General features: G+C 72.0%; 22 protein-coding genes. 10 read left to right on the top strand and 12 right to left on the bottom strand.

Annotation, left to right across the window (positions count from 1 at the left end; genetic code table 11):
- Positions 1-29 precede the first annotated feature (29 nt).
- The 9 genes from FOF52_RS05620 (at position 30) to FOF52_RS05580 (ending at position 8,941) form a co-directional block, all read left to right on the top strand.
- The gene (locus FOF52_RS05620; RefSeq protein ID WP_248592771.1) at positions 30-1,250 is read left to right on the top strand and encodes a beta-ketoacyl-[acyl-carrier-protein] synthase family protein; all 1,221 of its coding nucleotides are present in this window, start codon (positions 30-32) and stop codon (positions 1,248-1,250) included.
- A complete protein-coding gene (locus FOF52_RS05615; protein ID WP_248592770.1) occupies positions 1,247-1,666 on the top strand; it encodes a nuclear transport factor 2-like protein in 420 nt (139 codons plus the stop codon). The genes FOF52_RS05620 and FOF52_RS05615 overlap by 4 nt, the downstream gene beginning before the upstream one ends.
- A 10-nt stretch (positions 1,667-1,676) precedes the next feature.
- Positions 1,677-2,597 carry an SDR family oxidoreductase gene (locus tag FOF52_RS05610; RefSeq protein WP_248592769.1) on the top strand — a complete coding sequence of 307 codons (921 nt, stop codon included), beginning with the start codon at positions 1,677-1,679 and terminating at the stop codon, positions 2,595-2,597.
- Between the two features lie 184 nt (positions 2,598-2,781).
- Positions 2,782-4,461 (top strand): AMP-binding protein, encoded by a 1,680-nt coding sequence (locus FOF52_RS05605; RefSeq protein WP_248592768.1) that lies wholly within the window; start codon positions 2,782-2,784, stop codon positions 4,459-4,461.
- Positions 4,458-5,303 carry a branched-chain amino acid ABC transporter permease gene (locus FOF52_RS05600; protein WP_248592767.1) on the top strand — a complete coding sequence of 282 codons (846 nt, stop codon included), beginning with the start codon at positions 4,458-4,460 and terminating at the stop codon, positions 5,301-5,303. Before FOF52_RS05605 ends, FOF52_RS05600 begins: the two co-directional genes overlap by 4 nt.
- Entirely contained in the window at positions 5,300-6,331 is a 1,032-nt protein-coding gene (locus FOF52_RS05595) for a branched-chain amino acid ABC transporter permease (protein ID WP_248592766.1), read from the top strand. Before FOF52_RS05600 ends, FOF52_RS05595 begins: the two co-directional genes overlap by 4 nt.
- Positions 6,328-7,113 (top strand): ABC transporter ATP-binding protein, encoded by a 786-nt coding sequence (locus FOF52_RS05590; RefSeq protein WP_248592765.1) that lies wholly within the window; start codon positions 6,328-6,330, stop codon positions 7,111-7,113. The genes FOF52_RS05595 and FOF52_RS05590 overlap by 4 nt, the downstream gene beginning before the upstream one ends.
- Complete coding sequence (locus tag FOF52_RS05585; protein ID WP_248592764.1) at positions 7,110-7,808, top strand: ABC transporter ATP-binding protein; 699 nt, start codon at positions 7,110-7,112, stop codon at positions 7,806-7,808. The genes FOF52_RS05590 and FOF52_RS05585 overlap by 4 nt, the downstream gene beginning before the upstream one ends.
- Complete coding sequence (locus FOF52_RS05580) at positions 7,805-8,941, top strand: CaiB/BaiF CoA transferase family protein (protein WP_248592763.1); 1,137 nt, start codon at positions 7,805-7,807, stop codon at positions 8,939-8,941. The genes FOF52_RS05585 and FOF52_RS05580 overlap by 4 nt, the downstream gene beginning before the upstream one ends.
- Before the next feature lie 106 nt (positions 8,942-9,047).
- Here FOF52_RS05580 and FOF52_RS05575 read toward each other — a convergent pair whose 3' ends face one another.
- The 11 genes from FOF52_RS05575 to FOF52_RS05525 form a co-directional block, all read right to left on the bottom strand.
- On the bottom strand, positions 9,048-10,229 hold the full coding sequence (locus FOF52_RS05575) for an ABC transporter substrate-binding protein (protein WP_248592762.1): 1,182 nt from the start codon (positions 10,227-10,229) through the stop codon (positions 9,048-9,050).
- Positions 10,230-10,408: 179 nt separating this feature from the next.
- On the bottom strand, positions 10,409-11,494 hold the full coding sequence (locus FOF52_RS05570) for an acyl-CoA dehydrogenase family protein (protein ID WP_248592761.1): 1,086 nt from the start codon (positions 11,492-11,494) through the stop codon (positions 10,409-10,411).
- Entirely contained in the window at positions 11,491-12,561 is a 1,071-nt protein-coding gene (locus FOF52_RS05565; RefSeq protein ID WP_248592760.1) for a phosphotransferase family protein, read from the bottom strand. Before FOF52_RS05565 ends, FOF52_RS05570 begins: the two co-directional genes overlap by 4 nt.
- A complete protein-coding gene (locus tag FOF52_RS05560) occupies positions 12,558-13,871 on the bottom strand; it encodes an acyl-CoA dehydrogenase family protein (RefSeq protein WP_248592759.1) in 1,314 nt (437 codons plus the stop codon). Before FOF52_RS05560 ends, FOF52_RS05565 begins: the two co-directional genes overlap by 4 nt.
- A 20-nt stretch (positions 13,872-13,891) precedes the next feature.
- Positions 13,892-15,028 (bottom strand): thiolase family protein, encoded by a 1,137-nt coding sequence (locus FOF52_RS05555; protein WP_248592758.1) that lies wholly within the window; start codon positions 15,026-15,028, stop codon positions 13,892-13,894.
- A gap of 11 nt (positions 15,029-15,039) precedes the next feature.
- Positions 15,040-15,477, bottom strand: coding sequence for a Zn-ribbon domain-containing OB-fold protein (locus FOF52_RS05550; RefSeq protein WP_248592757.1), 438 nt, complete (start codon positions 15,475-15,477; stop codon positions 15,040-15,042).
- Positions 15,478-15,542: 65 nt separating this feature from the next.
- Positions 15,543-16,319 (bottom strand): SDR family NAD(P)-dependent oxidoreductase, encoded by a 777-nt coding sequence (locus FOF52_RS05545; RefSeq protein ID WP_248592756.1) that lies wholly within the window; start codon positions 16,317-16,319, stop codon positions 15,543-15,545.
- Positions 16,316-17,563, bottom strand: coding sequence for an acyl-CoA dehydrogenase family protein (locus FOF52_RS05540; RefSeq protein ID WP_248592755.1), 1,248 nt, complete (start codon positions 17,561-17,563; stop codon positions 16,316-16,318). The genes FOF52_RS05545 and FOF52_RS05540 overlap by 4 nt, the downstream gene beginning before the upstream one ends.
- 43 nt (positions 17,564-17,606) lie before the next feature.
- Positions 17,607-18,068: a MaoC family dehydratase gene (locus tag FOF52_RS05535; protein WP_248592754.1), complete on the bottom strand. Its 462-nt coding sequence runs from the start codon at positions 18,066-18,068 to the stop codon at positions 17,607-17,609.
- The gene (locus tag FOF52_RS05530) at positions 18,065-18,283 is read right to left on the bottom strand and encodes a biotin/lipoyl-binding carrier protein (protein WP_248592753.1); all 219 of its coding nucleotides are present in this window, start codon (positions 18,281-18,283) and stop codon (positions 18,065-18,067) included. Before FOF52_RS05530 ends, FOF52_RS05535 begins: the two co-directional genes overlap by 4 nt.
- 44 nt (positions 18,284-18,327) lie before the next feature.
- Entirely contained in the window at positions 18,328-19,851 is a 1,524-nt protein-coding gene (locus FOF52_RS05525; protein WP_248592752.1) for an acyl-CoA carboxylase subunit beta, read from the bottom strand.
- 201 nt (positions 19,852-20,052) lie between these two features.
- Here FOF52_RS05525 and FOF52_RS05520 point away from each other — a divergent pair, with 201 nt between their 5' ends.
- A complete protein-coding gene (locus FOF52_RS05520) occupies positions 20,053-21,714 on the top strand; it encodes an AMP-binding protein (protein WP_248592751.1) in 1,662 nt (553 codons plus the stop codon).
- A 254-nt stretch (positions 21,715-21,968) separates the two neighbouring features.
- Here the strand turns inward: FOF52_RS05520 and FOF52_RS05515 are convergent, their stop codons facing one another.
- Positions 21,969-22,556, bottom strand: a complete 588-nt coding sequence (locus tag FOF52_RS05515) for a dihydrofolate reductase family protein (protein ID WP_248592750.1) — start codon at positions 22,554-22,556, stop codon at positions 21,969-21,971.
- Positions 22,557-22,662 lie beyond the last annotated feature (106 nt).

Genomic DNA, 22,662 nt, shown 5'->3' with positions numbered 1-22,662 from the left:
CCGACGTCACGCACGAGGGGAGCGCGTCAATGGAGCAAGTCGCCATCACCGGTGTCGGTGTCATCTCCGCCCTGGGTTCGGGGTTCGACTCCTTCACCGAGGGCCTGGACACCGGGCGCTGGGTCGTCGAACCCGCTCCCTGGGCGGACCCGCCCTCGGGACGCCACGCCTGGATCTCGCCCGTCGCCTCCTTCGACCCGGCCCGCTGGATCGACGAGCGGGTCCGGTCCGGAACCGACCTCTTCGCCCAGTACGCCCTGGCCGCGGCGGCACAGGCGGTGCAGGACCACGGCGCGGACCTGGAACCGGAGAGGACCGGCGTGGTCATCGGCACCACGATGGCCGGGGCCGGCTCCCTGGTGGAGGCCCAGCGGCTGCTGGACACCAAGGGCCCCCAGGCCGTGCCCCGCAAACTCAACATCCAGGCCTGGCCCAACATGGCGGCCGGGCAGATCGCCCTGCGCTGGCGCCTGCACGGCCCCCTGCTCACCGTCTCCACCGCGTGCGCCTCGGGACTCGACGCGATCGGCACCGCCGCGGAGATGATCGAGTCCGGCCGGGCCGACGTGGTCATCGCCGGAGGCACCGAACGCGGCCTCAGCGAGGTGCTGTACCACTCCCAGACCGCCTACGGCATGTCCGGGGTGGTCAGCGACCCGGCGCTGGCGACGATGCCGTTCGACCGGCGCAGGAGCGGCCTGGTCGAGGGCGAGGGCGCCGCGGTGGTGGTGCTGGAGCGCGCCGACCGGGCCCGCGCCCGGGGTGCCCGCGTCTACGGCCTGCTGCGCGGATACGCCTCCCTCTCCGACGGCTACCACCCCTCCTCCCCCGACCCCTCGGGCCGCTGGGAGGCGGAGGCCATGCGCCGGGCCCAGCGGCACGCGGACCTGGGCCCCGACGACATCAGGGCCGTGGTGGCCCACGCGACCAGCACCCCCAAGGGCGACAGCGTGGAGATCACCGCGATCAACGAGGTGTTCGGACGCCGCGGCGACTCGCTGCACGTCACCTCGGTCAAGGGCAACGTCGGCCACACCGGCGCCGCCTCCGGGGCCATGGGCGTGCTGGTCGCCCTGCACGCCATGGCCACCGGGCGCCTGCCCCACATCCCCACTACCAGCCAGGTGGAGGAGGGCGCGGACTTCTCCGTCGTGGTGGGCTCCCCGGCCGTCGGCGACTTCGACCGCGTGCAGGTCAACGCCTTCGGATTCGGCGGGCAGAACTGCTCCGTCGTCCTGGAGCGCCCGTGAGCGCCCCGCGGGCCCACGGCCCGCAGCGCGTCGCCCTGCCCGCCGACCGGGTCTCGGCGTGCGCGGACGCGTTCTTCCGGCACGCGGCCGCGGGCGAGTGGGAGGCGATGCTCGCCGTGGCCGCCCCCGACGCGGTGGTCTGGCAGAGCGGCGGCCGGCCCGCGCGGCTGCTGCGGGACGCGCTGCCCGACCTGCGGAGGCTGCGCGAACGCCTGGGGCGCTGGGAGTACCGCGACACACGGCGGATCGTCGGGGCCGACGGCTTCTGCGAACAGCACACCGTCCGCTTCCACCGCGCCGACGGCACCGTCCGGGACGTCGCGGTCTGCGTGGTCGGCTACCTGGACGCCTCGGCCCGCCTGGTCCGCCTGGACGAGTACCTCGACCCGTCAGAAGTCTCTACCTGGAGTCCGTGAGGAGCTGCGCATGACCGCGATGTGTGAGGGCCGAGTCGTCATCGTGACGGGGGGCGGCCGCGGGCTGGGCCGCGCCCACGCCCTGGAGTTCGCCCGGCAGGGCGCCGCGGTGGTCGTCAACGACCTGGGCGGTGACGTCCACGGCCGCGGCGGATCGTCGGAGGCGGCGGACTCGGTGGTGGCCGAGATCCGCGCCCTGGGCGGCCGGGCCGTGGCCAACTACGCCGACGCCGCCGACCCGGAGGGCGCCCGTTCGGTCGTGCAGACGGCGCTGTCGGAGTTCGGCCGGCTGGACGTGCTGGTCAACAACGCCGGCATCCTGCGCGACCGCATGCTGGTCAACATGGACCGCCCGGAGTGGGACGAGGTCGTGCGCGTCCATCTCGGCAGCACCTTCAGCTGCACCCGGGAGGCGTCGGCCCACTGGCGGGCGGAGGCCAAGGCCGGGCGCAGCGTCGACGCCCGCGTCATCAACACCTCCTCCCCCTCCGGGCTGTACGGCAACGTCGGACAGGCCAACTACGGGGCCGCCAAGGCGGGGATCGCGGCGTTCACCGTGATCGCCGCGACCGAGCTGGCCCGCTACGGCGTCACGGTCAACGCGATCGCGCCGGGGGCCCGCACCCGGATGACGGAGGACCTGGCGGTCCTGGACGGCGCCCGGGCCGACGGCGACGGCTTCGACGCCATGGCTCCGGAGAACGTGTCCCCCCTGGTGGTCTGGCTCGGCGGCCCGCACTCGGCCGGGGTCACCGGCCGCGTCTTCAACGTGTGGGGCGGCCGGATCAGCGTGGCCGAGGGGTGGCGTGCCGGCCCCGGGGTGGACAAGGGGGCCCGCTGGGAGGTCGGGGAGCTGACCGAGGTCGTTCCCGGCCTGGTGGAGCGGGCCGCGCCGAACGCGAACATGTGGGGGGAGGTCCCCGGGGCCTGATCCGCCGCGCGGACCGGCCCCGTGTCGGGGCGCCGCCCGAGGGCACCGGGCGGCGCCCGTTTTGACCTTGACGTCAATTTCATTTCCTCTCTAGAGTTCGGAGTGACCCAAGACACAACCCCGGCCGTTCCCGCCCCCGCACGGCCCACGCCCGGGTTTCTCCACAAGGCAAGGTCGATCACTGATGAATCGTCCGGACACGGAAGTCCTCGCTTCCTGGGGTCCCAGCAACACCTGGACCATCGGATGGCACCTCGCAGACCGCGCAGCACACCTGCCCGACCGCCCGTTCCTGGCCATCGGAACGGACCCGGCGGACACCTTCCGCCAAGCCCACGAACACGCCACACGCCTCGCCTCCCGCCTGGCCGGCACAGGCATCCGCCCCGGCGACTTCGTCCTCGTCATGGCCCCCACCACCAAGGCGACGGTCTACGGCTGGTTCGCCCTCAGCCTCCTGGGCGCCGTCGACGTCCCGCTCAACCCCGCCTACCGGGGCCAGACCCTCGTCCACGGGGTGAACCTGCCCGCGGCACGGGTCCTGCTCGCCGACTCCGCGGCCCTGCACCGCCTCTACGAGGTCGCCGCCCGCCTGCACACCCTGCAGACCGTGGTCCTCATCGACGACTCCCCCGCCCCCGCCCCGCCCCCCGAGGCCCGCTTCCAGGTCGTGCGCCTGGCCGACCTGCCCGAACACCCCTACTCCCCCGCCACCCCCCGCCACAGCGACCTGTCGACTGTGCTCTACACCTCCGGGACGACCGGCCCCGCCAAGGGGGTGATGATGACCCACGCCCAGACCCACACCATCGCCCGGGAGTGCATCGAAGGACTGCGGATCACCGGCGAGGACGTCTTCTACTGCTTCCACCCGCTGTTCCACATGGCGGGCCGGTTCGGCGCCGTCTACTCCGCCCTGGTCGCCGGCTGCCCGGTCGTGCTCGACCCCGTCTTCGACCCCGCGACCTGGATCGACCGGATCCGCGCCTGCAACGCCACCGTGTCGATCGCCCACGGCCCCATGATCGAGATGATCCACCGCCAGCCGCGGCGGCCCGACGACGCCGACAACCCGCTGCGCGCCCTGCTGGCCGCCCCCCTGCCCGCCGCCATCGGCGCCGACTTCGAACGACGCTTCGCCGTCCGCGCCCTGGAGACCTGGGGCATGACCGAGGTGACCGCCTGCTGCTGGCGCCCCTACGACTCCGAACTGCGCCCCGGATCAGCCGGCCGCCCCCGCGACGACCTGGTGGAGATCGCCATCGTCGACCCCGAGACCGACGAGGTCCTGCCCCCCGGCCAGGTCGGCGAGATCACCGTCCGCCCCCGCCACCCCTGGATCATCATGCAGGGCTACTTCGGCATGCCCGAACAGACCGTCAGGGCCTGGCGCAACCTCCGCTTCCACAGCGGCGACGCCGGATACCTGGACGCCGACGGCCACCTCTACTTCGTCGACCGGCTCGGCGACCGCATCCGCCGCAAGGCCGAGAACATCTCGTCCTACGACATCGAGTACGCCGCAGCGACCTACCCCGGCGTCCTGGAGTGCGCCGCCGTGGGCGTCCCCGCCTCCCACTCCGAAGACGAGGTGAAACTGTACCTGCGCTGCTCGGACAACAGCGCGGTCGACCTGCGCGACCTGTTCACCCACCTGGTCGCGAACCTGCCGCACTCCATGGTCCCCCGCTACATCGAACTCGTCGACGAACTCCCCCGCACCCCCACCGACAAGATCCGCAAACAGGCGCTGCGCGAACGGGGCGTCACCGCGACCACCTGGGACTACAAGGCGGCCGGACTGTCGATCCGCCAGATCAGCCAACAACTGGAGTCCGCATCGCCCCGGGAGGGCACAGCATGACCGACATCCTCGAATACCTCGTCCAGGGCATCCTGCTGGGCGCGGCCTACGGCCTGGTGGCCCTGCCCATCAGCGTCGTGTACACCACGACGCACTCGGTGGACGCCGCGGTCGGCGGCCACGCCGTCCTGGCCGCCACGACCGCGGCCGCGATCGGCGGCCTCAGCGGCATCCTGCTGGGCGTGGCCGCAGGCGTGGCCAGCTCGGCCGTGGTCGGCGTCGTCTACCTGCTGCTGCGCTCCCGCGGCTCGGTCGACCCCATCACCATCGTCCTGGCGACCTTCGGCATCGCCTTCGCCCTGCAGGCGCTGGTCCTGCTGCTGCACGGCCGGGAACCCATCGTCGGCCACGGCCTGGAAAGCCACTGGAACGCCGCGGGCGTGAGCATCAACCCGCTGTCCGTGCTCAACCTGGTGTTCGGCCTGACCGCCATGGCCGCCCTGACCCTGCTGCTGCGACGCACCCCGCTGGGACGGTCGCTGCGCGCCTGCGCCGACAGCGCCCTGGGCGCCCAGCTCGCCGGAATCCCCGTGCAACTGCTGCAGTTCACCGCCCTGCTGATCGGCGGCCTGCTCGCGGCGACCGCCGGCGTCCTCATCCTCTACACCTCCGGAGTCACCTACACCTCCGGCCTGCACATCACCCTGACCGCGATCGGCGCGGCCGTCCTCTTCGGATTCCGCGGCCCGGTGCACGGCTTCGTCGGCGGCCTCCTCTTCGGCGTCGTCGAAGCACTCGTCACCGGCTACACCTCCAGCGGACTCGCCGCCGTCATCCCCTACCTGTTCATCTTCGTCTTCCTCGCCAGCGGCCGCTCCGCCATGGTGGTGAGCCGGGCATGAGGTCTGCCATGAACCACTCCTCCCTGCTGCGGCGGCAGGCGCCCACCGCTGCGCTCGCCGCCGGCGTCCTCGCGATCACCCTGTTCATCCACGCCGACCCGGCCTCCCTCGACCTGTCCATCACCGTCGCCGTCTTCTCCCTGCTCGCCCTGTCGGTGGCCGCCAGCTACGGCCAGGCCGGCGTGCTCTCGGTCGCCCAGGCGGCGTTCGCCGCCCTGGGCGGCTACGCCACCGCGATCGCCACCACCCGCTGGGACCTGCCCGTCCTGGCCGGCCTGGCCGCCGCCGTCGCGGTCCCGGTCCTGGTCGCCTACCCGCTGGCCCGCCTGGTGAGCCGGCTGTCGCACCTGGCCCTGGCCATCGCCACCCTCGTCTTCGGCGAGATCGTCGTGATCCTGCTGCGCGAGGGCGGCGACCTCACCGGAAGCTACATCGGGATCTCCGCCATCCCCTCCCTGCCCTGGGCCGAGGACCTGTTCTCCTACCACCTCTTCGCCTGGGCGGTCGTGGTGGCCGTCACGGCCCTGTACGCCAACCTGGTCCGCACCAGCCACGGGCGGAGCCTGCAGACCATCCGCTACGACGTGCTGCGCGCCCGCGCCGACGGAGTGAACGTCGCCCGCCGGACCGCGGCCGTCTTCAGCTTCTCCGCGGGCATCGCCGGGGTGGCCGGATGGCTGTACGCCCACCACCTGAAGTACCTGGCACCCGAGTCGCTGCCCAGCGCCCTGTCGATCACGGCGATCCTCATGGCGGTGGTCGGCGGCAGCCGCTACGTCCTCGGCCCGGTCGTGGGCACCACCGTCCTGGTCTTCGTGCAGAACGCGCTGCCCTCCGAAGCCGCTCAGGGACTGCTCTACGGCTCCGCTCTGGTCGTCGCCCTCCTCGCGGCCCCCGACGGCCTGCTCGGCCTGGCCCGGCAGGCCTGGACCGCGCTGCGCGGGCGGCCGCGCCGCCGCCCCCCATCCCCCGACCAGGCCGGACCCCCCACCCCCGCACAGCCCGTCCCCGAGGAGGTGACCCGATGAGCCTCGTCGCCCGTGACGTGTCGATCCGCTTCGGCGGCGTCGCCGCGCTCAGCGGCGTCGGCGTCGAGGTGTCCGCAGGAGCGGTCCAGGGGGTCATCGGCCCCAACGGCTCCGGCAAGAGCACCCTGTTCAACTGCCTGACCGGTTTCGCGCGCCCCGACTCCGGCCACGTGTCGGTGGACGGGACGGACCTTTCCCGGGTGCCCGCCCACCGCAGGATCGGCCTCGGCATCGCCCGCACCTTCCAAACCCCCCGCTTCGACCCGCGGGTGACCGTCTGGCAGGCCGTGGCCTGCGGCTTCTCCCCCGTGGCCAGCGCCGGACTGCTGTCCTCGGCGCTGTGGCTGCCGTGGGTGCGCGCCCGGGAGCGGCGGGTCGGCGAGGGCGTGGCCCGCCTGCTCGACCGCTTCGGGCTGGCCGAGGAGCGCCACACCCAGATCGGGGAGTTGTCGCTGGGACACGTCCGCCTGGTCGAGGTGGCCCGCGCCATGGCGATGTCCCCCCGGTACCTGCTGCTGGACGAGCCCGCCGCCGGTCTGGGCGAGGGCGAGCAGCGCCTGCTCGCCGACGAACTGCGCCGCCTGGCCTCCGAGGGGGTCGGGGTCCTCATCGTGGAGCACAACTTCGACCTCGTGCTGGACCTGTGCGACCGCATCCTGGTGCTGTCCGGCGGCCGGGTGCTGCTCGACGACCACCCCGGGACGGTCGCGGCGGACGAGCGCGTGCGCCGCATCTACCTCGGCTACGCCGCCGACGAGGACGAGGAGGTCCCCGCGTCATGAACAGCCTGTCGTGTCGTTCCCTCACCGCCGGGTACGGTCGGCTCGTCGTCTGCCGCTCCATCGACCTGCACGTCGCGGCGGGGGAGTTCCTGGCCCTCCTCGGCCCCAACGGCGCGGGCAAGAGCACCCTGCTGCGCGGCCTGGCCGGCCTGAGCCAGAAGTCGGGCGAGGTCGTGCTGGGCGAGCGCAGCCTCACCGGGCTGTCGGCGGCCCGCCGGGCCCGCGCCGGCCTCGCCTTCGTCCCCGAGTCCAGGGGCAACGTCTTCGCGTCGATGACCGTCGCGGAGAACATGGCCATCGCCGCACGGCGGACCCCCCAGCGGCGCCGGGCCGAGCGCCGCGAGTTGACGTCGTCGCTGTTTCCGGTGCTCGACCGCTACGCCGCCAAACCCGCCGGGCTGCTCAGCGGCGGCGAACAGCAGATGCTCGCCATCAGCATGGCGCTGCTCGCCGACCCCGCGGCCATCCTCCTCGACGAGCCCTCCCAGGGGCTGGCCCCCAGCGTCCTGCGCGCCATCGGGGAGGCGCTCACCCAGCTGCGCAGCACCGGGATCACGATCCTGCTGGCCGAGCAGAACACGCGGTTCGCCACCGCGCTGGCCGACCGCGTCGTCCGCATCGAGCAGGGCCACCTCACCGACCGGCCGGCCGAGCACCCCCAGCCCGGGACGGCCGTCGCGGAGGCGGGCCGATGAGCAGCCGAGCCCCGCTGGCCGGAACCGTCGTGGTCGACATCAGCCGCAACGTCCCCGGCCCCTACGCCTCCCTGCTGCTGGCCCGGCTCGGCGCCGAGGTCATCACGGTCACCGGCGGCCCGACCGGCGAGGCCCTGCCCGAGCTGTCGGTCGGCAAACGCCCCGTCACCCTCAACCTGCGGTCACAGCCGGGGGTGGAGGCCCTGCACGCCCTGGTCCGCGACGCCGACGTGTTCCTGGAGGGTTTCCGCCCGGGGGTGGCCGAGCGGCTCGGCGCGGGGTACGCGCAGCTGTCTGAGGTGAACCCGCGCCTGGTCTACTGTTCGCTGACCGGCTACGGCCAGGACGGGCCGGCCCGCGAGCGGGCCGGCCACGACATCAACTACCTGGCCCTGACCGGGGTGCTCGGCTGTCTCGGACCGCCCGACGGGCCGCCCCTGCCGCCGCTGAACCTGGTGGCGGACCTGGGCGGCGGCGGCCTGTGGGCGGTGCTGGGCATCCTGGGGGCGCTGCTGGAGCGGGAGCGCACGGGCCGGGGACGTTTCGTGGACGCCGCCATGGTCGACGGGGTGCTGTCGATGATGGGCACCTGGTTCGCCGCCTGGGGCACCTCGGTGCTGCCGGGGCGCGGCCGGGGCCTGGTCGGCGGCGAGGCGCCCTTCTACCGCTGCTACCGGTGCGCCGACGGCCGCTACGTCGCCGTGGGCGCCATCGAACCCAAGTTCTTCGCCGCGCTGTGGCGGCTGCTGGACCTGGCCGGTCCGGTGCCCGACCACCTCGACCCGGACACATGGCCGGCGTTGACCGAGACCCTGGCCGCCCGGTTCGCCGAACGCGACCGTGACGCGTGGGCGGCGCTGGCCGAGTCGGTGGACGCGTGCCTGACTCCCGTGCTGGAGCCCTCGGAGGTCGCGGACCACCCCCACATGGGGCGGCGGGTCTCGGTGTCGCGGGCGGGGGTCGACCCGTTTCCCCGCGTCGACTGGCTGGGGCACGCCGATCCGGCGCCGCGGGCCGACTGCACCGAGGAGGTGCTGCGCCGGGCGGGACTGTCGGAGGAGGCGGTCGCCGCGGTGCGGCGGGCCAACGCCGACCTGTCCGGTCCGGCGCTGCGGTGGCCTCCGTTGCGCTGAGCCGCAGCGGCGTGCTCCCCGGCCCCCTCAGACGGGGACCGGGGAGCACGCCGCTGTTGTGGGCCACGGGAGACGGGGGCAGCGGACGAGCGCTGCCCCCGGTGGGTCAGGGCTGGTAGGTGGTGAACGCGCCGTCCTGGACGACCAGCATGGTCAGCGAGTCCTCGCCGTATCCGTCGTGGTCGTCCTCGGTGTAGCAGACGCCCTCGCCGATGGCGTAGGTGTCGAGGCCGCACACGTTCTCCAGGGCGTCGCGGAGTTTCTCCCCGGTGATCTCGCCCTCGATCGTGGCGGCGGCCGCCTCGATCGCCTGGGCCCCGTTGGAGCCGGCGACCTCGTAGGAGGTGCCCTTCTCGCCCGCGGCCTCCAGGAGGGCGGCGAGTTGCTGTTCGTCCTCGGAGGGGTTGTTCCAGTCGTTCATGGCCACCATGTGGACGCCTTCGGCCGCGGATCCCGCACCGGTGATGAACGCTTCCTGGGCCAGGCCGATCGGCCCCCACAGCGCGACCTCGGAGCCCGACTGGCGCAGCGACCGGGTGATGCCGGAGCCGAGCGTGGGGATCGAGGTGACCAGCAGGACCACGTCGGGGTCGGCCTTCCTGATCTTGGTGGCCTGGGCGGAGAAGTCGGTGTCGGCGACCGCGGCCCGGGCCACCGTGGCGAGTTCGGCGCCGTCCTGTGCGGCGATGAGCTCCTCCAGGTACTCCAGTGTGCTGTCGCCGTAGCCGGTCTCCTCCGCGAAGACGGCGATCTTGCGGTGCCCCTCGCTGATCACCTGGTCGAACATGACCTTCGCGGTGATCAGGTCGCTGGGGGCGGCCCGGAAGACCCACGGCCAGAAGTCGTTGTCCTTGCTGGTCACGTCGATCGTGCCGTTGGTGGCCAGGACCGGGACCTTGGAGGAGGCCGCGATAGGCGCGAAGGCCATGGTGTTGCCTCCGCTGGTGGTGCCGATGATCACGTCGACCTGGTGCTGGGTGATGAGGGCCCGCGCCTGCTGTGCCGCCTCGGTGGGGTCGCTCTTGTCGTCGGCCTCGACGTACTCCACGGGCCGCCCGTTGATCCCTCCGCGGGCGTTGATGTCGTCCAGCACGACCTTGGCCCCGTTGCGTTCGCTGATCCCGAACGGCGCTGCGGGGCCGGTCAGCGAGAAGAGCAGGCCCACGCGCAGGGCGTCGGTGTCGCCGGAGGAGTCCGCCTCACCCGCCGCGCAGGCCGTCGTCACCAGCACGGTCGTGGCCGCCACGCCCGCCAGCGTGGCCCGGATCCAGGGGGATTCTCGCTTCATATCGATCCTTACGGAGACGGTGGAGGAGCCTTGCTTCCACGTGGATGGCCAAACACTAAAATGAATATGACGTCAGCGTCAATACATGGGGTGTTCCAGGTCACCCCAACCCGTCCGGGCCTCCCCCGCACCCCAGGCCCGGCACCGGCAGGCCGGGGGCGTCCCGGCCCGCCCGCGCCTCACACGCCCAGCGCCCGCAACACCTCCTCACGGTGCGCACGAGCCTCCCCGTACAACGCACGATCACTCTCGGCCCGCCGGACGTACAGATGCGCCGGATGCTCCCAGGTGAACCCGATCCCACCGTGGATCTGCACGTTCTCCAGGGCGCACCGCAAGAACACCGGACCGCACACCGCCCCAGCCATCGCGGCGGCCAGCGGCAGCTCCTCCGGACGCTCCTGCACCGCCCACACCGCGTGAGCGACCGCGGAGCGGCACTCGTCCACCTCCACCGCCAACTCCGCGCACCGGTGCTTGATCGCCTGGAAGGAGCCGATCACCCGCCCGAACTGGACCCGGGTCCCGGCATAGGCCACCGCCATCTCCACCACCCGCTCGGCCCCGCCCAACTGCTCACAGGCCACCGCGACAGCCAGCCGCTGCCGCACCTGCCGCAGCACCTCGCCGGTGCTCTGCGGCGTACCGACCATCCGGGCCACCGCCCCGTCGAAGCCGACGCGGGCGAACCGGCGGGTCAGGTCCATCGACTCCTGGGCGCTGCGCACCACCCCGCCGCCAGCCGCCTCGACCGCGAAGACCGCGGGCCCCTCCCGCGTGCGCGCCACGACCAGCAGCAGGTCCGCGACCAGCCCGTCCAGCACCCGCTGCCGCTGCCCCGACAGCCGCCACTCCCCCTGCGGCGAGCACACCGCCGTCACCTCGCCGCCGTCGCCGTCCAACGCCACAGCGGCGATGCTCTCCCCGCACAGCAGCGCCGGCAGGTACGCCCGCTGCGCCTCACCGTCACCGCTGAGCACAAGCAGCCCCTGGGCCAGCACCACCGAACTGAGCAGCGGCAGCGGCGCCAGCGTCCGCCCCGCCTCCTCCACCACCGCGGCCAGCGCGGCAAAACCGATCCCCGCGCCCCCCAACTCCTCGGGCACGTCCACGGCCGCCATCCCCAGTTCCACACAGGCACGCCGCCACAGCCGCCGGTCGACCCGCTCGACGGAGTCGGCCCACTCCCGGGGATCCACCGCACCGAGGAAGTCCCGGACCACCTCGCGCAGCGCCGCCAACTCCGCAGTCTGTTCGACGATCACCCGGCACCTCCCGCCCCGAGCAACTCCAGCGCCCGCTCGGCGAGCGCCTCCACCTGGCCGCCCCGTTCGGCCATACGCGCATCCGTCGTCTCACCACGCAGATAACGCACGTACAGCTGCTGCATGATGATCGCGGTCTTCCAGCAGCCGAACGCCTCGTACCAGGCCAGGTCCGCCAACTCCAACGGCACCCCGACCCGCTGCGAGTAGCGGGCGACGACCTCCTCGCGGTCGGGCAGCCCCAGCCGCTCCAGCCCGGGAACAGCCAACGCGGCCGTCCCATCGGAACCGGGCCAGTAGTTGAGCAGGGTGCCCACGTCCACCAGCGGATCGCCGAGCGTGGCCATGTCCCAGTCGAACACCGACACCACACGGTCGGGGTCACCGTGGGCGAACTGGCAGTTGTCGACCTTGTAGTCGTTGTGCAGGATCGTGGCCGCCCCCGACACCGGCACCCTCGCGGCCAGCGCCTCACCGGCCCGGTGCACCGGGGTGTCAGACCCCGGGGCCACCGCCTCCCAGCGGCCCCGCCACCCCCGCAACTGCCGCTCCAGATACCCCTGGGGCCGACCCAGATCGGCCAGCCCGCACTCCTCGGGCCGCAACCGGTGCAGGTCAGCCAGCGCGTCCACCACCGCCAACCCGATCCGACGCCCCGCATCGGGCTCACCGGCCATCGACTCGGGGATGCTGTCCCACACGACCACCCCCGGCCGGTACTCCATGACCAGAAAGTGCGCCCCGATGACCCCCTCGTCCCCGCAGTACAGCAACGCCCGCGGAGCACGGGGAAAGTGCCGGTACAGCCTGGACAGCACCCGGTACTCCCGGTGCATGTCGTGGGCCGCGGTCGCGATGACCCCGAACGGCGGACGCCGCACGACCAGCCGCCGCTCCCCGAAACGCACCTGGTAGGTCAGGTTCGCCGACCCGTTGGGAAACTGCAGGACGGAGAACTCCCCCTCCAGTTCGGGCAGACTGGCCCGCAGGTAGGCCTCCAACCGCGGCCAGTCCAACTCCTCGCCCGGCCGCACCGGAGCGACCTCGGCCCGCTGCGTCTCCTTCACCGCGCCACCCCGCCCTGCTCGGCGCCGAACTCCGCGAGCACCTCGGCGTAGCGCTGCTCGGCACGGGCCCGCAGCTTCGGCAGGTGCCGGCTGGGAAACAGGTCGTCCACCGGCTGCACCTCCCGCATCAGCCGCCTGGCCAACTGCATCTTGTGCAGCTCGGTGGCCCCGTCGGCCAACCCCATGTGGTAGCTCTCCAGAGCCCACCGGCCGAAGGGCATCTCGGTGGAGATCCCCAGCGAGCCGTGGATCTGGATGGCGCGGCCCGCCACGTCGAGCAGGACCCGGGGCATCGCGGCCTTGACCGCCGCGATGTCGGGGATGACCCGGCGGTAGTCGTTGTACCGGTCGATCTTCCACGCCGTCTGCAGCACCAGCAGCCGGAACTGCTCGATCTGGATCCAGGAGTCGGCGATCATCTCCTGCACCAGCTGCCGCTCCCCCAGCCTCCGCCCGGAGACGGTGCGCGACACCGCACGCTCCAGCATCATCTCCAGCGACTGCTTGACCAGGCCGACCGTGCGCATGGCGTGGTGGATCCGCCCCCCGCCCAGCCGGGTCTGCGCCACCTCGAACCCGGCGCCGCGCTCCCCGAGCAGGTGGTCGCGGGGGATACGCACGTCCTCGTAGCGGACGTAGGCGTGGGTGCCCTCGGTCTCCTCGTGCCCCCACACCCCGACGTTGCGGACGATACTCACCCCCGGGGTGTCCGCGGGCACGACGAACATGGAGGCCCGCCTGTGCCGCGGCGCCTCGGGATCGGTCACCGCCATGACGATGTAGAAGGACGCGAAACGGGCGTGCGAGGAGAACCACTTCTCCCCGTTGATGACCCACTCGTCACCGTCCAGGACCGCGCGGGTGGTGAACTCCGTCGGATCGGAACCGCCCTGGGGCTCGGTCATCGAGTAGCAGGAGACGATCTCGTTCTCCAGCAGGGGAGCCAGGTAGCGCTCCTTGAGCTCGGGCGTGCCGTAGTGGGCGAGGATCTCGGCGTTGCCGGAGTCGGGCGCCTGGCAGCCGAACACGACCGGGGCACTGTGGCTGCGCCCCAGGATCTCGTTGAGCAGCGCCAGCTTCACCTGGCCGTATCCCGGACCGCCCAGGTCGGGCCCCAGGTGGCAGGCCCACAGCCGGCGCTCGCGGACCCGCTGCTGCAACGGTCTGATGAGCCTGTTGCGCAGCGGGTCGTGCACGTTCCAGGCGTGCTCGATCACCTGGTCGACCGGCTCGACCTCGTCGCGGACGAAGGCGTCAGCCCAGTCCAACTCCTTCTGGTAGTCCTCGTCAGTGGAAAAATCCCAGGCCATGACCACACTCTCTTTCGCGTTCAACGGGACAGGACGGTGCACACGCTGATGCCCGGCGCCCCGTACACGTGGGTGAACCCGGTGCGGGGACCAGAGGGGACCTGGCGCCTGCCCGCACTGCCGCGCAACTGCAGCACGACCTCGTGCACCTGCCGCAGCCCGCTCGCACCGATCGGCTCGCCGTTGGCCAGCACCCCGCCGTCGGTGTTGACCGGCAGCCGCCCGCCGATCTCCGTGGCGCCCTGCGCGATCAACTGCTCCTGCTCCCCGTGGGCGCACAGCCCGGTCTCGGCCATGTGCATGATCTCCGCCCCGGACTCGGTGTCCTGCACCTGGGCCACGTCGATCTCCTCCGGCCCGATCCCGGCGGCCTCGAACGCCGCCCGAGCCGCCTCGACCGTGGGCCCCTCGGCCCGCTGCGGGGACAGCCACGGGCTGTACACCTCGAAGGACCCGAACCGACGCGACCGGAACTCCACCGCCCGCAGGTACACCGGCGGGGCGGGAAAGTCCCCGGCCCGGTCGGCCCGGGTCAGCACCAGCGCGACCGCGCCCTCCCCGGGCGAGCAGAACATGTACTGCGTGAGGGGGTAGTTGATCATCGGCGCGGCCGCGATCTGCTCGACACTCAGCGGCCGACGCCGCCAGGCGTACGGGTTGAGCGAACCGTTGCGAAACGCCTTGGCCGCCACCCGGCTGAGCGTGGCGTGGCTGATGCCGTACTCGCTCATGTACCGCTGGATCTTCATCGCGAAGAACTGGGTGGTCAGCATCATGCCGGTCTGGCCGTACCACGCCCCCAGCCCCAGGTTGGCCGGATCCTCGTTGAAGGCCCCCGGCGGGTGCTTGTCGAAACCGACCGCCACGGCCGTGTCGCACTGGCCGGACAGGATCGCGTTGCGCGCCGCCAGCAGCGCCGAACCGCCCGTGCCGCACCCGTTGGCCACATTGACGAACGGCACACCGGTCAGCCCCAGGTCGGAGACCAGGGAGTCGGCGTCACCGGAGGAGTAGCTGCCCCCGAAGGCGCACTGCACGTCCTCCCAGGCCAGACCCGCGTCCGCGAGCGCCTCACGCACCGCGTGCGCGCCCATGCCGCGGCCCGACACCCCCTCGATACGCCCGAACCTGTGGATCCCGACACCGACAACCGCCACACCGTCCACGCTCACCGCTCCCCCTCGTCCACTCGTCCGAACGCATAGGTCAGCACCTGCACACTGTCCTCGTCGGTGAAGACCGGGACCAGGCACAGCCGCATGGCCTGCCCGGTGCGCAGCCGCGCCGGATCGTTCTCGGTCAGCCGGCTCTCCACCAGCACCGGGCCGAGGTCGACGTAGCCCACCCCGTAGGGGACGAAGGGCCCCGAGGACCGGTAGGGCGGCTTGGGTTCGAAGTTCTGCACCGTGAACGCCCACAGCCTGCCCTCCCGCGGCAGGGGGACCCGCTCCATCCCCACCGCCCCGCACCGGGGACAGGAGTCCTGGGCCGGGAAGGTCGTGGTCGCACACCCACCGCACTCGCCGCCGGCCAGCCGCACACCGTCGGGCGGTGTGCCGGGCGGGTCGAAGAACAGCGACTCGTCCACCAACCGGGTTCCGCTCATCTCGCCTCCTTGGTCCGCCCCGCCGACGCGGGGCGCATCCTGTCTGCGCTCCACACGGCGGGCCGCTACATCGTCATCGCGGAACGACCGCCGTCGACGGCGATCACCGCACCGGTGGTGTAACTGGACGCCTCACCCGCCAGGTACAGCGCCGCACCGACGATCTCCTCCGGACGCCCGCCCCGCCGCAGCGGGAAACGCGCGGCGTCCCGCTCGAACGCCTCCATGTCCCACGCCCTGCTGATGTCGGTCAGGAAGGGACCGGCCATGATCGCGTTGACCCGCACCTTCGGCCCCAGGGCCTGCGCAAAACCCGCGGTGATGGTGTTCAGGCCCGCCTTGGCCGCCGCATAGGGCAGCTCGTTGGGGGTGGGACGCACCGCGGCGATACTGCTGATGTTGATGATCGAACCGCCGTCCCCCGCCGCCATACGCCCGCCGACCAGCGCACTCAACCGGAAGGGGCCCTTCAGGTTGACGCCGACGACCTTGTCGAACAGCGTCTCGCTGACCTGGTCCAGACTCGGGTACAGCGGCGCGATCCCGGCGTTGTTGACCAGGACGTCGACACGGCCGAACGCACCGTAGGCCGCCTCGACCAGCTCGTCGAGCTGCTCCCAGTCCCCGACGTGCGCGGCGTACGGCAGGGCACGCCGCCCGGTCTCCGCACGGACGTGCTCGGCCAGCTCCCGACAGCTGTCCAGCTTGCGGCTGGTGATGACGACGTCGGCGCCGGCGCGGGCGAAAGCCAGCACGATCTCGCGCCCCAGCCCTCGACTGCCCCCCGTGACCAGCGCGACCTTGCCCTCCAGGACTGCCCCGCCACCGGTGTTCGGCCTCACCGTCGTACCTCTTTCCACGGCTTGTCACGGTCCTCACGCGGCTCGGGCGGAAGCCCGAGCAGACGTTCGGCGATGATGGTGCGCTGGATCTCGTCGCTCCCGCCGGCGATGCGGTACCCGGGGACTCCCAGCACGTGCTGCGACCACGAGTAGGTGCCCCACTCCCCGCTGTCGACCACCAGACGCGGCCCGAGAACATCACGGGCGACCTCGGAGACGGCGAGCATGCGACGCACCCACTGCAGTTTGCGGACCGACCCGACCGCGCCGAGCGGCCGCCCGTTCTCCCGGTCGCTGCGGTCGCGGGCGTTGGCGACCCGGGCCAGCCGCTGCCCGATGGCGACCCGCGCCAGGCCCTGGCGCACCAGCGGATCACGGTCGGCCCCGGCCCAGCGGGCCAGCGCCAGCAACTGCTCCCAGGTGCCGCCGACGTGCTCGTTGGCGGAACTGGCCTGACGCTCGAACCCGAGGGTGGTCAAAGCGACCTGCCAGCCCTGCCCGACCTGCCCCAACCGCAGCGCGTCGGGAACCCGCACCTCCGTCAGGAACACCTCGTTGAAACTGGTGCCGCCGGACATCTGACGCAGCGGCCGCACCTCCACCCCGGGCAGGTCCATGGGGACCATGAACGCGGTGATCCCCGCGTGCTTGGGAACATCGGGATCGGTCCGGGCCAGCAACTGCCCCCACTGGGCGAACTGCGCCCCCGAACTCCACACCTTCTGGCCGGTGACGACCCAGGAGTCGCCGTCACGCACCGCGCGCGTGCCCAACGCGGCCAGGTCGGAGCCCGCCTCGGGTTCGGAGAACAGCTGGCAGGCCAGCTCCCGGCCGGCCAGCAGGGGACGGATCAGACGCTCCCGCTGCTGCGGCGTGCCCAGCAGCCGGATGGTCGGGGCGATCAGGTGCAGGGTCACGGAGAACAGCTCGTGCGCCCGGGGGGTCTCATAACGCCCCTCCACTTCGGCGAAGGCGTCCTCGTAGGCCACCGGCAGCCCGCGGCCGCCGTACTCCTCAGGCCAGGTCAGCGCACCGAACCCGGCCTCGAACTTGCGCCGCTGCCAGTCCTGCAACCGCCCCAGCAGCGCCCGTTCGGCCTCGTGGTCCAGGTTGTGGAAGACGGAGACGTCGTGCTCGCCCTCCCCCCAGGCCGCCTCGCCCTCGCTCCTGCGCCTGGGCAGCCCCGTCGATTCCAGCCACTGCTCGGCCTCACGGATGAACTCTTCGATCGTCGGTGTCGACACGGTGTTGCCACCACTCCTGTCCGTCGGCGTCCCAGCGAGCACGTCAGGCGGCCCTGAAGTAGTAGCGGGCCAGCATCCGCGCCACGCACGCCGGTTTGTCGGTCCCCTCCACCTCCACCACCAGGTCGACGGCGACCTGGACGGCCTCACCCACCCGGGACGTCTGGTGGATGCCCGCCCGGGCCCGCACCCGCGACCCGCAGAGGACCGGGGCGGGGAAGCGGACCCGGTCCAGCCCGTAGTTGACGGCCATGGCGGCGGTGGGCACCCGCAGCAACTCGCCCAGCATCGAGGCCAGCAGGGACAGGGTGAGGTAGCCGTGGGCGACGGTGGCCCCGAACGGCCCCTGTGCGGCACGCTCGGGGTCGACGTGGATCCACTGGCGGTCACCGGTGGCCTCAGCGAACAGGTCGATGCGGTCCTGGTCGATCGTGATCCACGGGCCCACCCCCAGCTCCCGCCCCTGGGCGGCGAGCAGTTCGGCGGCATCAGCGAAGACGGTCACGGCTCCACCACCACCAGGGTGTCGCCTTCCCGCACCCGGTCCCCGGGGGCGACCCGCACCTCCGCGACCGAGCCGTCCACCTCCGCCAGGACCGGGATCTCCATCTTCATCGTCTCCATGACCAGCAGGTACTCACCGGTCGCAACGCGCTGGCCGGTCTCGACCAGCACCTGCCAGACGTTGCCCGGCAGTTCCGCCAACACTTCATGCGGCATGTCGTCCCACTCCGTTCGGTCACCGGGGGTCAGGGGGTCTTGCGTCAGGACGGCGGGGCCGTCTCCTCGGCCGCGCCGGGGTGGTACAGGGCGAGCGCGGCCAGCAGCGTGGCCCGCGTCTGCTCCGGCAGGATGATGTCGTCGACGATTCCCGTCTCCGCGGCGGCGAAGGGCCGCGTGACGCGTTCGCGGTAGTCGTCGGCCAGTTCCCGGCGCAGCGCCTCGGGGTCCTCGGCCTGCGCGAGCCGGCGCCGGTGCAGGATGTTGACCGCACCCGCCGGCCCCATCACCGCGAGTTCGGAATCGGGGTAGGCCCAGGCGAAGTCGGCGCCCAGCGACTTGGAGCCCAGGGCGATGAACGCCCCGCCGAAGGCCTTGCGGACCACGACGGTCAACCGCGGGGTGCGGGTCTCGACGTAGGCGGCGAGCACCTCCGCGCCCTCGGTGATGATGCCCCCGCTCTCCTGCCGGGTGCCGGGCATGAAGCCGGGCACGTCGACGAAGGTGAGGACCGGCAGGCCGAAGCGGCCGCAGAACCGTACGAACCTGGCGGTCTTGCGGGAGCTGGCGATGTCCAGGATGCCGCCGCGCCGCATGGGCTGGGAGGCGACGACGCCGACCGGGACCCCGCCCAGCCGGGCGAAAGCGGTGATGACGCTGGGCGCGTACCCCGGCATGAGCTCGAAGAACTCGGAGCCGTCGACCACGCCGCGCAGCAGGTCGCGCATGTCGAAGGGGCTGCTGCTGCGTCGGGGGACGAGGCCGGCCAGCCGGCCGGCGGCCGCGGGGTCGGGCCGGCGCGGCGCGGTGGTCGGCAGGGCCCCGCCGCGCCAGGAGGGGAGGTAGCCGAGGATGCGCCGCACCGCGGCCAGGGCCTCGGCGTCGGTGTCGGCCGCGAGGTGCGCCACGCCGCTGAGCTGGGTGTGCAGGGCGGCGCCGCCGATCTCGTCGGGGGTGACCTCCTCCCCGGTGGCCGCGCGGACCACGTCGGGTCCGGTCAGGAACATGTGGCCGCTTCCACGGACCATGACGGTCCAGTCGGTGAGTGCCGGGGAGTAGGCGGCCGCGCCGGCGCACGGTCCCATGACGACAGACAGTTGGGGGACCACCTCCCGGGCCAGCACGTTGCGCCGGAAGATGGCGCCGCAGCCGTCGAGGGACTCGATGCCCTCGTGGATGCGGGCGCCGCCGGAGTCGTTGAGGTAGACGACGGGCATCCGCCGTTGGACGGCCAGGTCCTGCAGGCGCGCGACCTTCGCCGCGAATCCCGTGCCGATCGAGCCGCCGCCCCGGGCGAACTCGTGGCTGACCACGGCGACGGGGCGGCCCTGGATCGTGCCCCAGCCGGTCACGACTCCGTCGCCGTCGAAGCGGGGGCCTTCCTGGCGGCTGTGGCTGCGCCGCAGCGCTCCGGTGGGGGTGAAGGTTCCGGGGTCGCACAGCAGTTCGGCGCGTCCCCGTGCGGACAGTTCCCGGGGGGCTTTCGGGGCCGGGTCGGCCGCTTCGAGGCGGCGGAGGAGTTCGCCGTGCGGGCCTGCGGGGTGCGGGGGGGCCTCGTGCTCGGTCATGCCCCCAAAGTAGGGATTTTTGACTTTGACGTCAAGTTCATTGACAGAACCGAGTTTTCTCCTGTGAACTTGACGTCAAAGTCAAAGAAGGGTTAGTGTGCCCCGCATCACATCTATTGTGGTCTTCCACATCACCCCCGCACCCGCACACCCCACAACCCCCAGTACTCACCGCAACCGAGTGAAGGATTGGGAACCCCGATGCCGTCGACCCCTGCCCTCCCCCAGCCCCTGCGGACCTCCCACTGGCTGGCCGACACCAGCACCCCGCTCGCCAGGACCACCGTCGGTGAGCTGCTGCGCCGCGTCGCCTCCGAGGTCCCCGACCGCGTCGCCCTCGTGGACGGCCACCCCGGCCCCGCCCCCCGCCGCCGCTGGACCTACGCCGAACTCCTCACCGAAGCCGAGAAGACCGCCGCCGCCCTGCTCACCCGCTTCTCCCCCGGCGAGCGACTGGCCGTCTGGGAGGCCAACCGCCCCGAATGGGTGGTACTCCAGTTCGGCGCAGCCCTGGCCGGCCTGGTCCTGGTGACCGTGAACCCGCAGTACCGAGCAGAAGAACTCCGCTACGCCCTCAGGCAGTCCCAGGCCGCGGGCCTGGTCCACGGCAACGTCTACCGAGGCGTCCGCATGCCCGACGTGGTCGCCCAGATCCGCGACGACCTGCCCGAACTACGCGACACCCTCTGCTTCGACGACTGGGCGGACTTCCTGGCCACCGGCACACCCACCACCGCCCTGCCCGAGGTGCACCCCGACGACCCCGCCCTGATCATCTACACCTCCGGCACCACCGGCTTCGCCAAGGGAGCGATGCTCCACCACCTCGGCGTCGTCAACACCGCCCAGATGTCCACCCAACGCTCCGGCTTCCACGACGGAGACGTCTGGATCAACCCGATCCCGCTGTTCCACACCGGCGGCGGCGTCCTGGCCTGCGTGGGCACCCTCTCCCGCCGCGGCACCCAGGTGGTCGTCCCGCAGTTCGACCCCGCCCTGGTCCTCGAACTCATCGAAGCCGAACGCGGCAGCATGATCCTGACCGTCCCCACCATCCTCATGGCCCTGCTCGACCACCCCGACCGCCCCGACCGCGACCTGTCCAGCCTCCGCACGGTGATGTCAGGCGGCTCAGCCGTGCCCGCCGGACTGGTACGCCGCACCAAGTCCATCCTCGACTGCGACTTCTCGATGCTCTTCGGCCAAGCCGAACTCCACGGCGTCGTCACCCAGACCCACCCCACCGACAACGACGACGACCAGGCCGAAACCCTGGGCCGACCGCTCTTCCACGTCGAAGTGAAGATCGCCGACCCCGAAACCGGCGCGACGGTCCCCCTCGGCACGGAGGGCGAGATCTGCGCCCGCGGCTACCAGAACATGCTGGAGTACTACAACATGCCCGAGGAGACGGCGGCGACGATCGACTCGGAGGGCTGGCTGCACACCGGCGACATGGGAACCATGGACGAACGCGGATACGTCCGCTTCGTCGGACGCCTCAAGGACATCATCATCCGCGGCGGCGAGAACATCCACCCCCGAGAGATCGAGGAACTGCTGCACCAGCACCCCCAAGTCGCCGACGTGGCCGTCTTCGGCGTCCCCGACCCGCACTGGGGCGAACAGGTGGGAGCAGCCGTCCGCGCCGCCGACCCGCAACAACCGCCCACGGTCGAGGAACTGCACACCTACTGCCGGGCCCACCTCGCCCCGTTCAAAACCCCCAAACTGTGGTTCTTCACCGACACCTTCCCGCTGACCCCCTCCGGAAAGATCCAGAAGTTCGTGCTCCGGGAACGCGTCGCCTCCGGCGAACTGGTGCCCGCCGTCCTCCAGACCCCCGCACCGACAGCGAACTGACCCCGCACGCCACCCGCACCGAGGCGGCCCGCCCGGCAAGGCCGCCCTCCCCCACAACAATGCGTGGTTCGGGGCCGCACGGCCCCGAACCACGGGAGCGGATCTTCCGCTGGGGTCACCCCCACTCTGCACCCTCAACCACGGTTGAGGTCAAACCACCACGGACACCCCCCGCACCACGACAACCTCAAGCAAGGTCGAACTCCCGGTCCCGCCGACGCCCCGCGCCCACCGACCGGACACCCACCACGGCCCTACCGCCGGGCGAACCAGGTGACGGTGACACCGTTGGCAAAGGACCTGCGGTCCTCCACCGTGAACAGGGTGGGGTCGAACTCCCCGTCGAACACCGGGATCCCCGCACCCGCGACCACCGGATAGGTCCGCACGACCATCCGGTCGATCTCCCCCAGCAACGCACCCGCGAGCCGACCGCCCCCGCACAACCAGATGTCCTTGCCCTCCTGCTGCTTGAGCTCACGCACCAAGGCCACCGGATCGCCGTCGACCACGGTCACCGCCGGATCGAGACCCGCCTCCAGCGTGCTGGAGACCACGTACTGGCGCAGGTGCCCGTACGGGCTGGTGATCCCCGCGTCCAACGCGGGCTGATAAGCGCCCCGCCCCATCACCACGGTGTCGAAGTGCCGGTTGGGCGCCTCGCCCACCCCCAGGGCGGCACGCACATGCGTGGGAAGAATGTCCGGATAGTGGGTCTGGCTCCACTCGCTGTAGGCGGCCGCCTGCTCCTCATCCCCCAGGGGGAAGAACTCGTACTCTCCCCCGGGGCCGGCGATGCGGCCGTCAATGGTGACGGAGATGCAGTAGACGAGTTCCCGCATGCAACTACTCCAACTTGTCGTCCGGGTCGGATAACTCGCGTCACCCTAGTGCAGACCCCCGGGCCACCGCCGCCGAATTTTCCCCCCGCCCACGAACCCCCTGCCC

It is taken from the genome of Thermobifida alba, assembly GCF_023208015.1.
Taxonomy (GTDB): Bacteria; Actinomycetota; Actinomycetes; order Streptosporangiales; family Streptosporangiaceae; genus Thermobifida; species Thermobifida alba.
The sequence above is the reverse complement of the archived record's forward strand: the minus strand, read 5'-3'. Positions and strand labels throughout refer to the sequence as shown.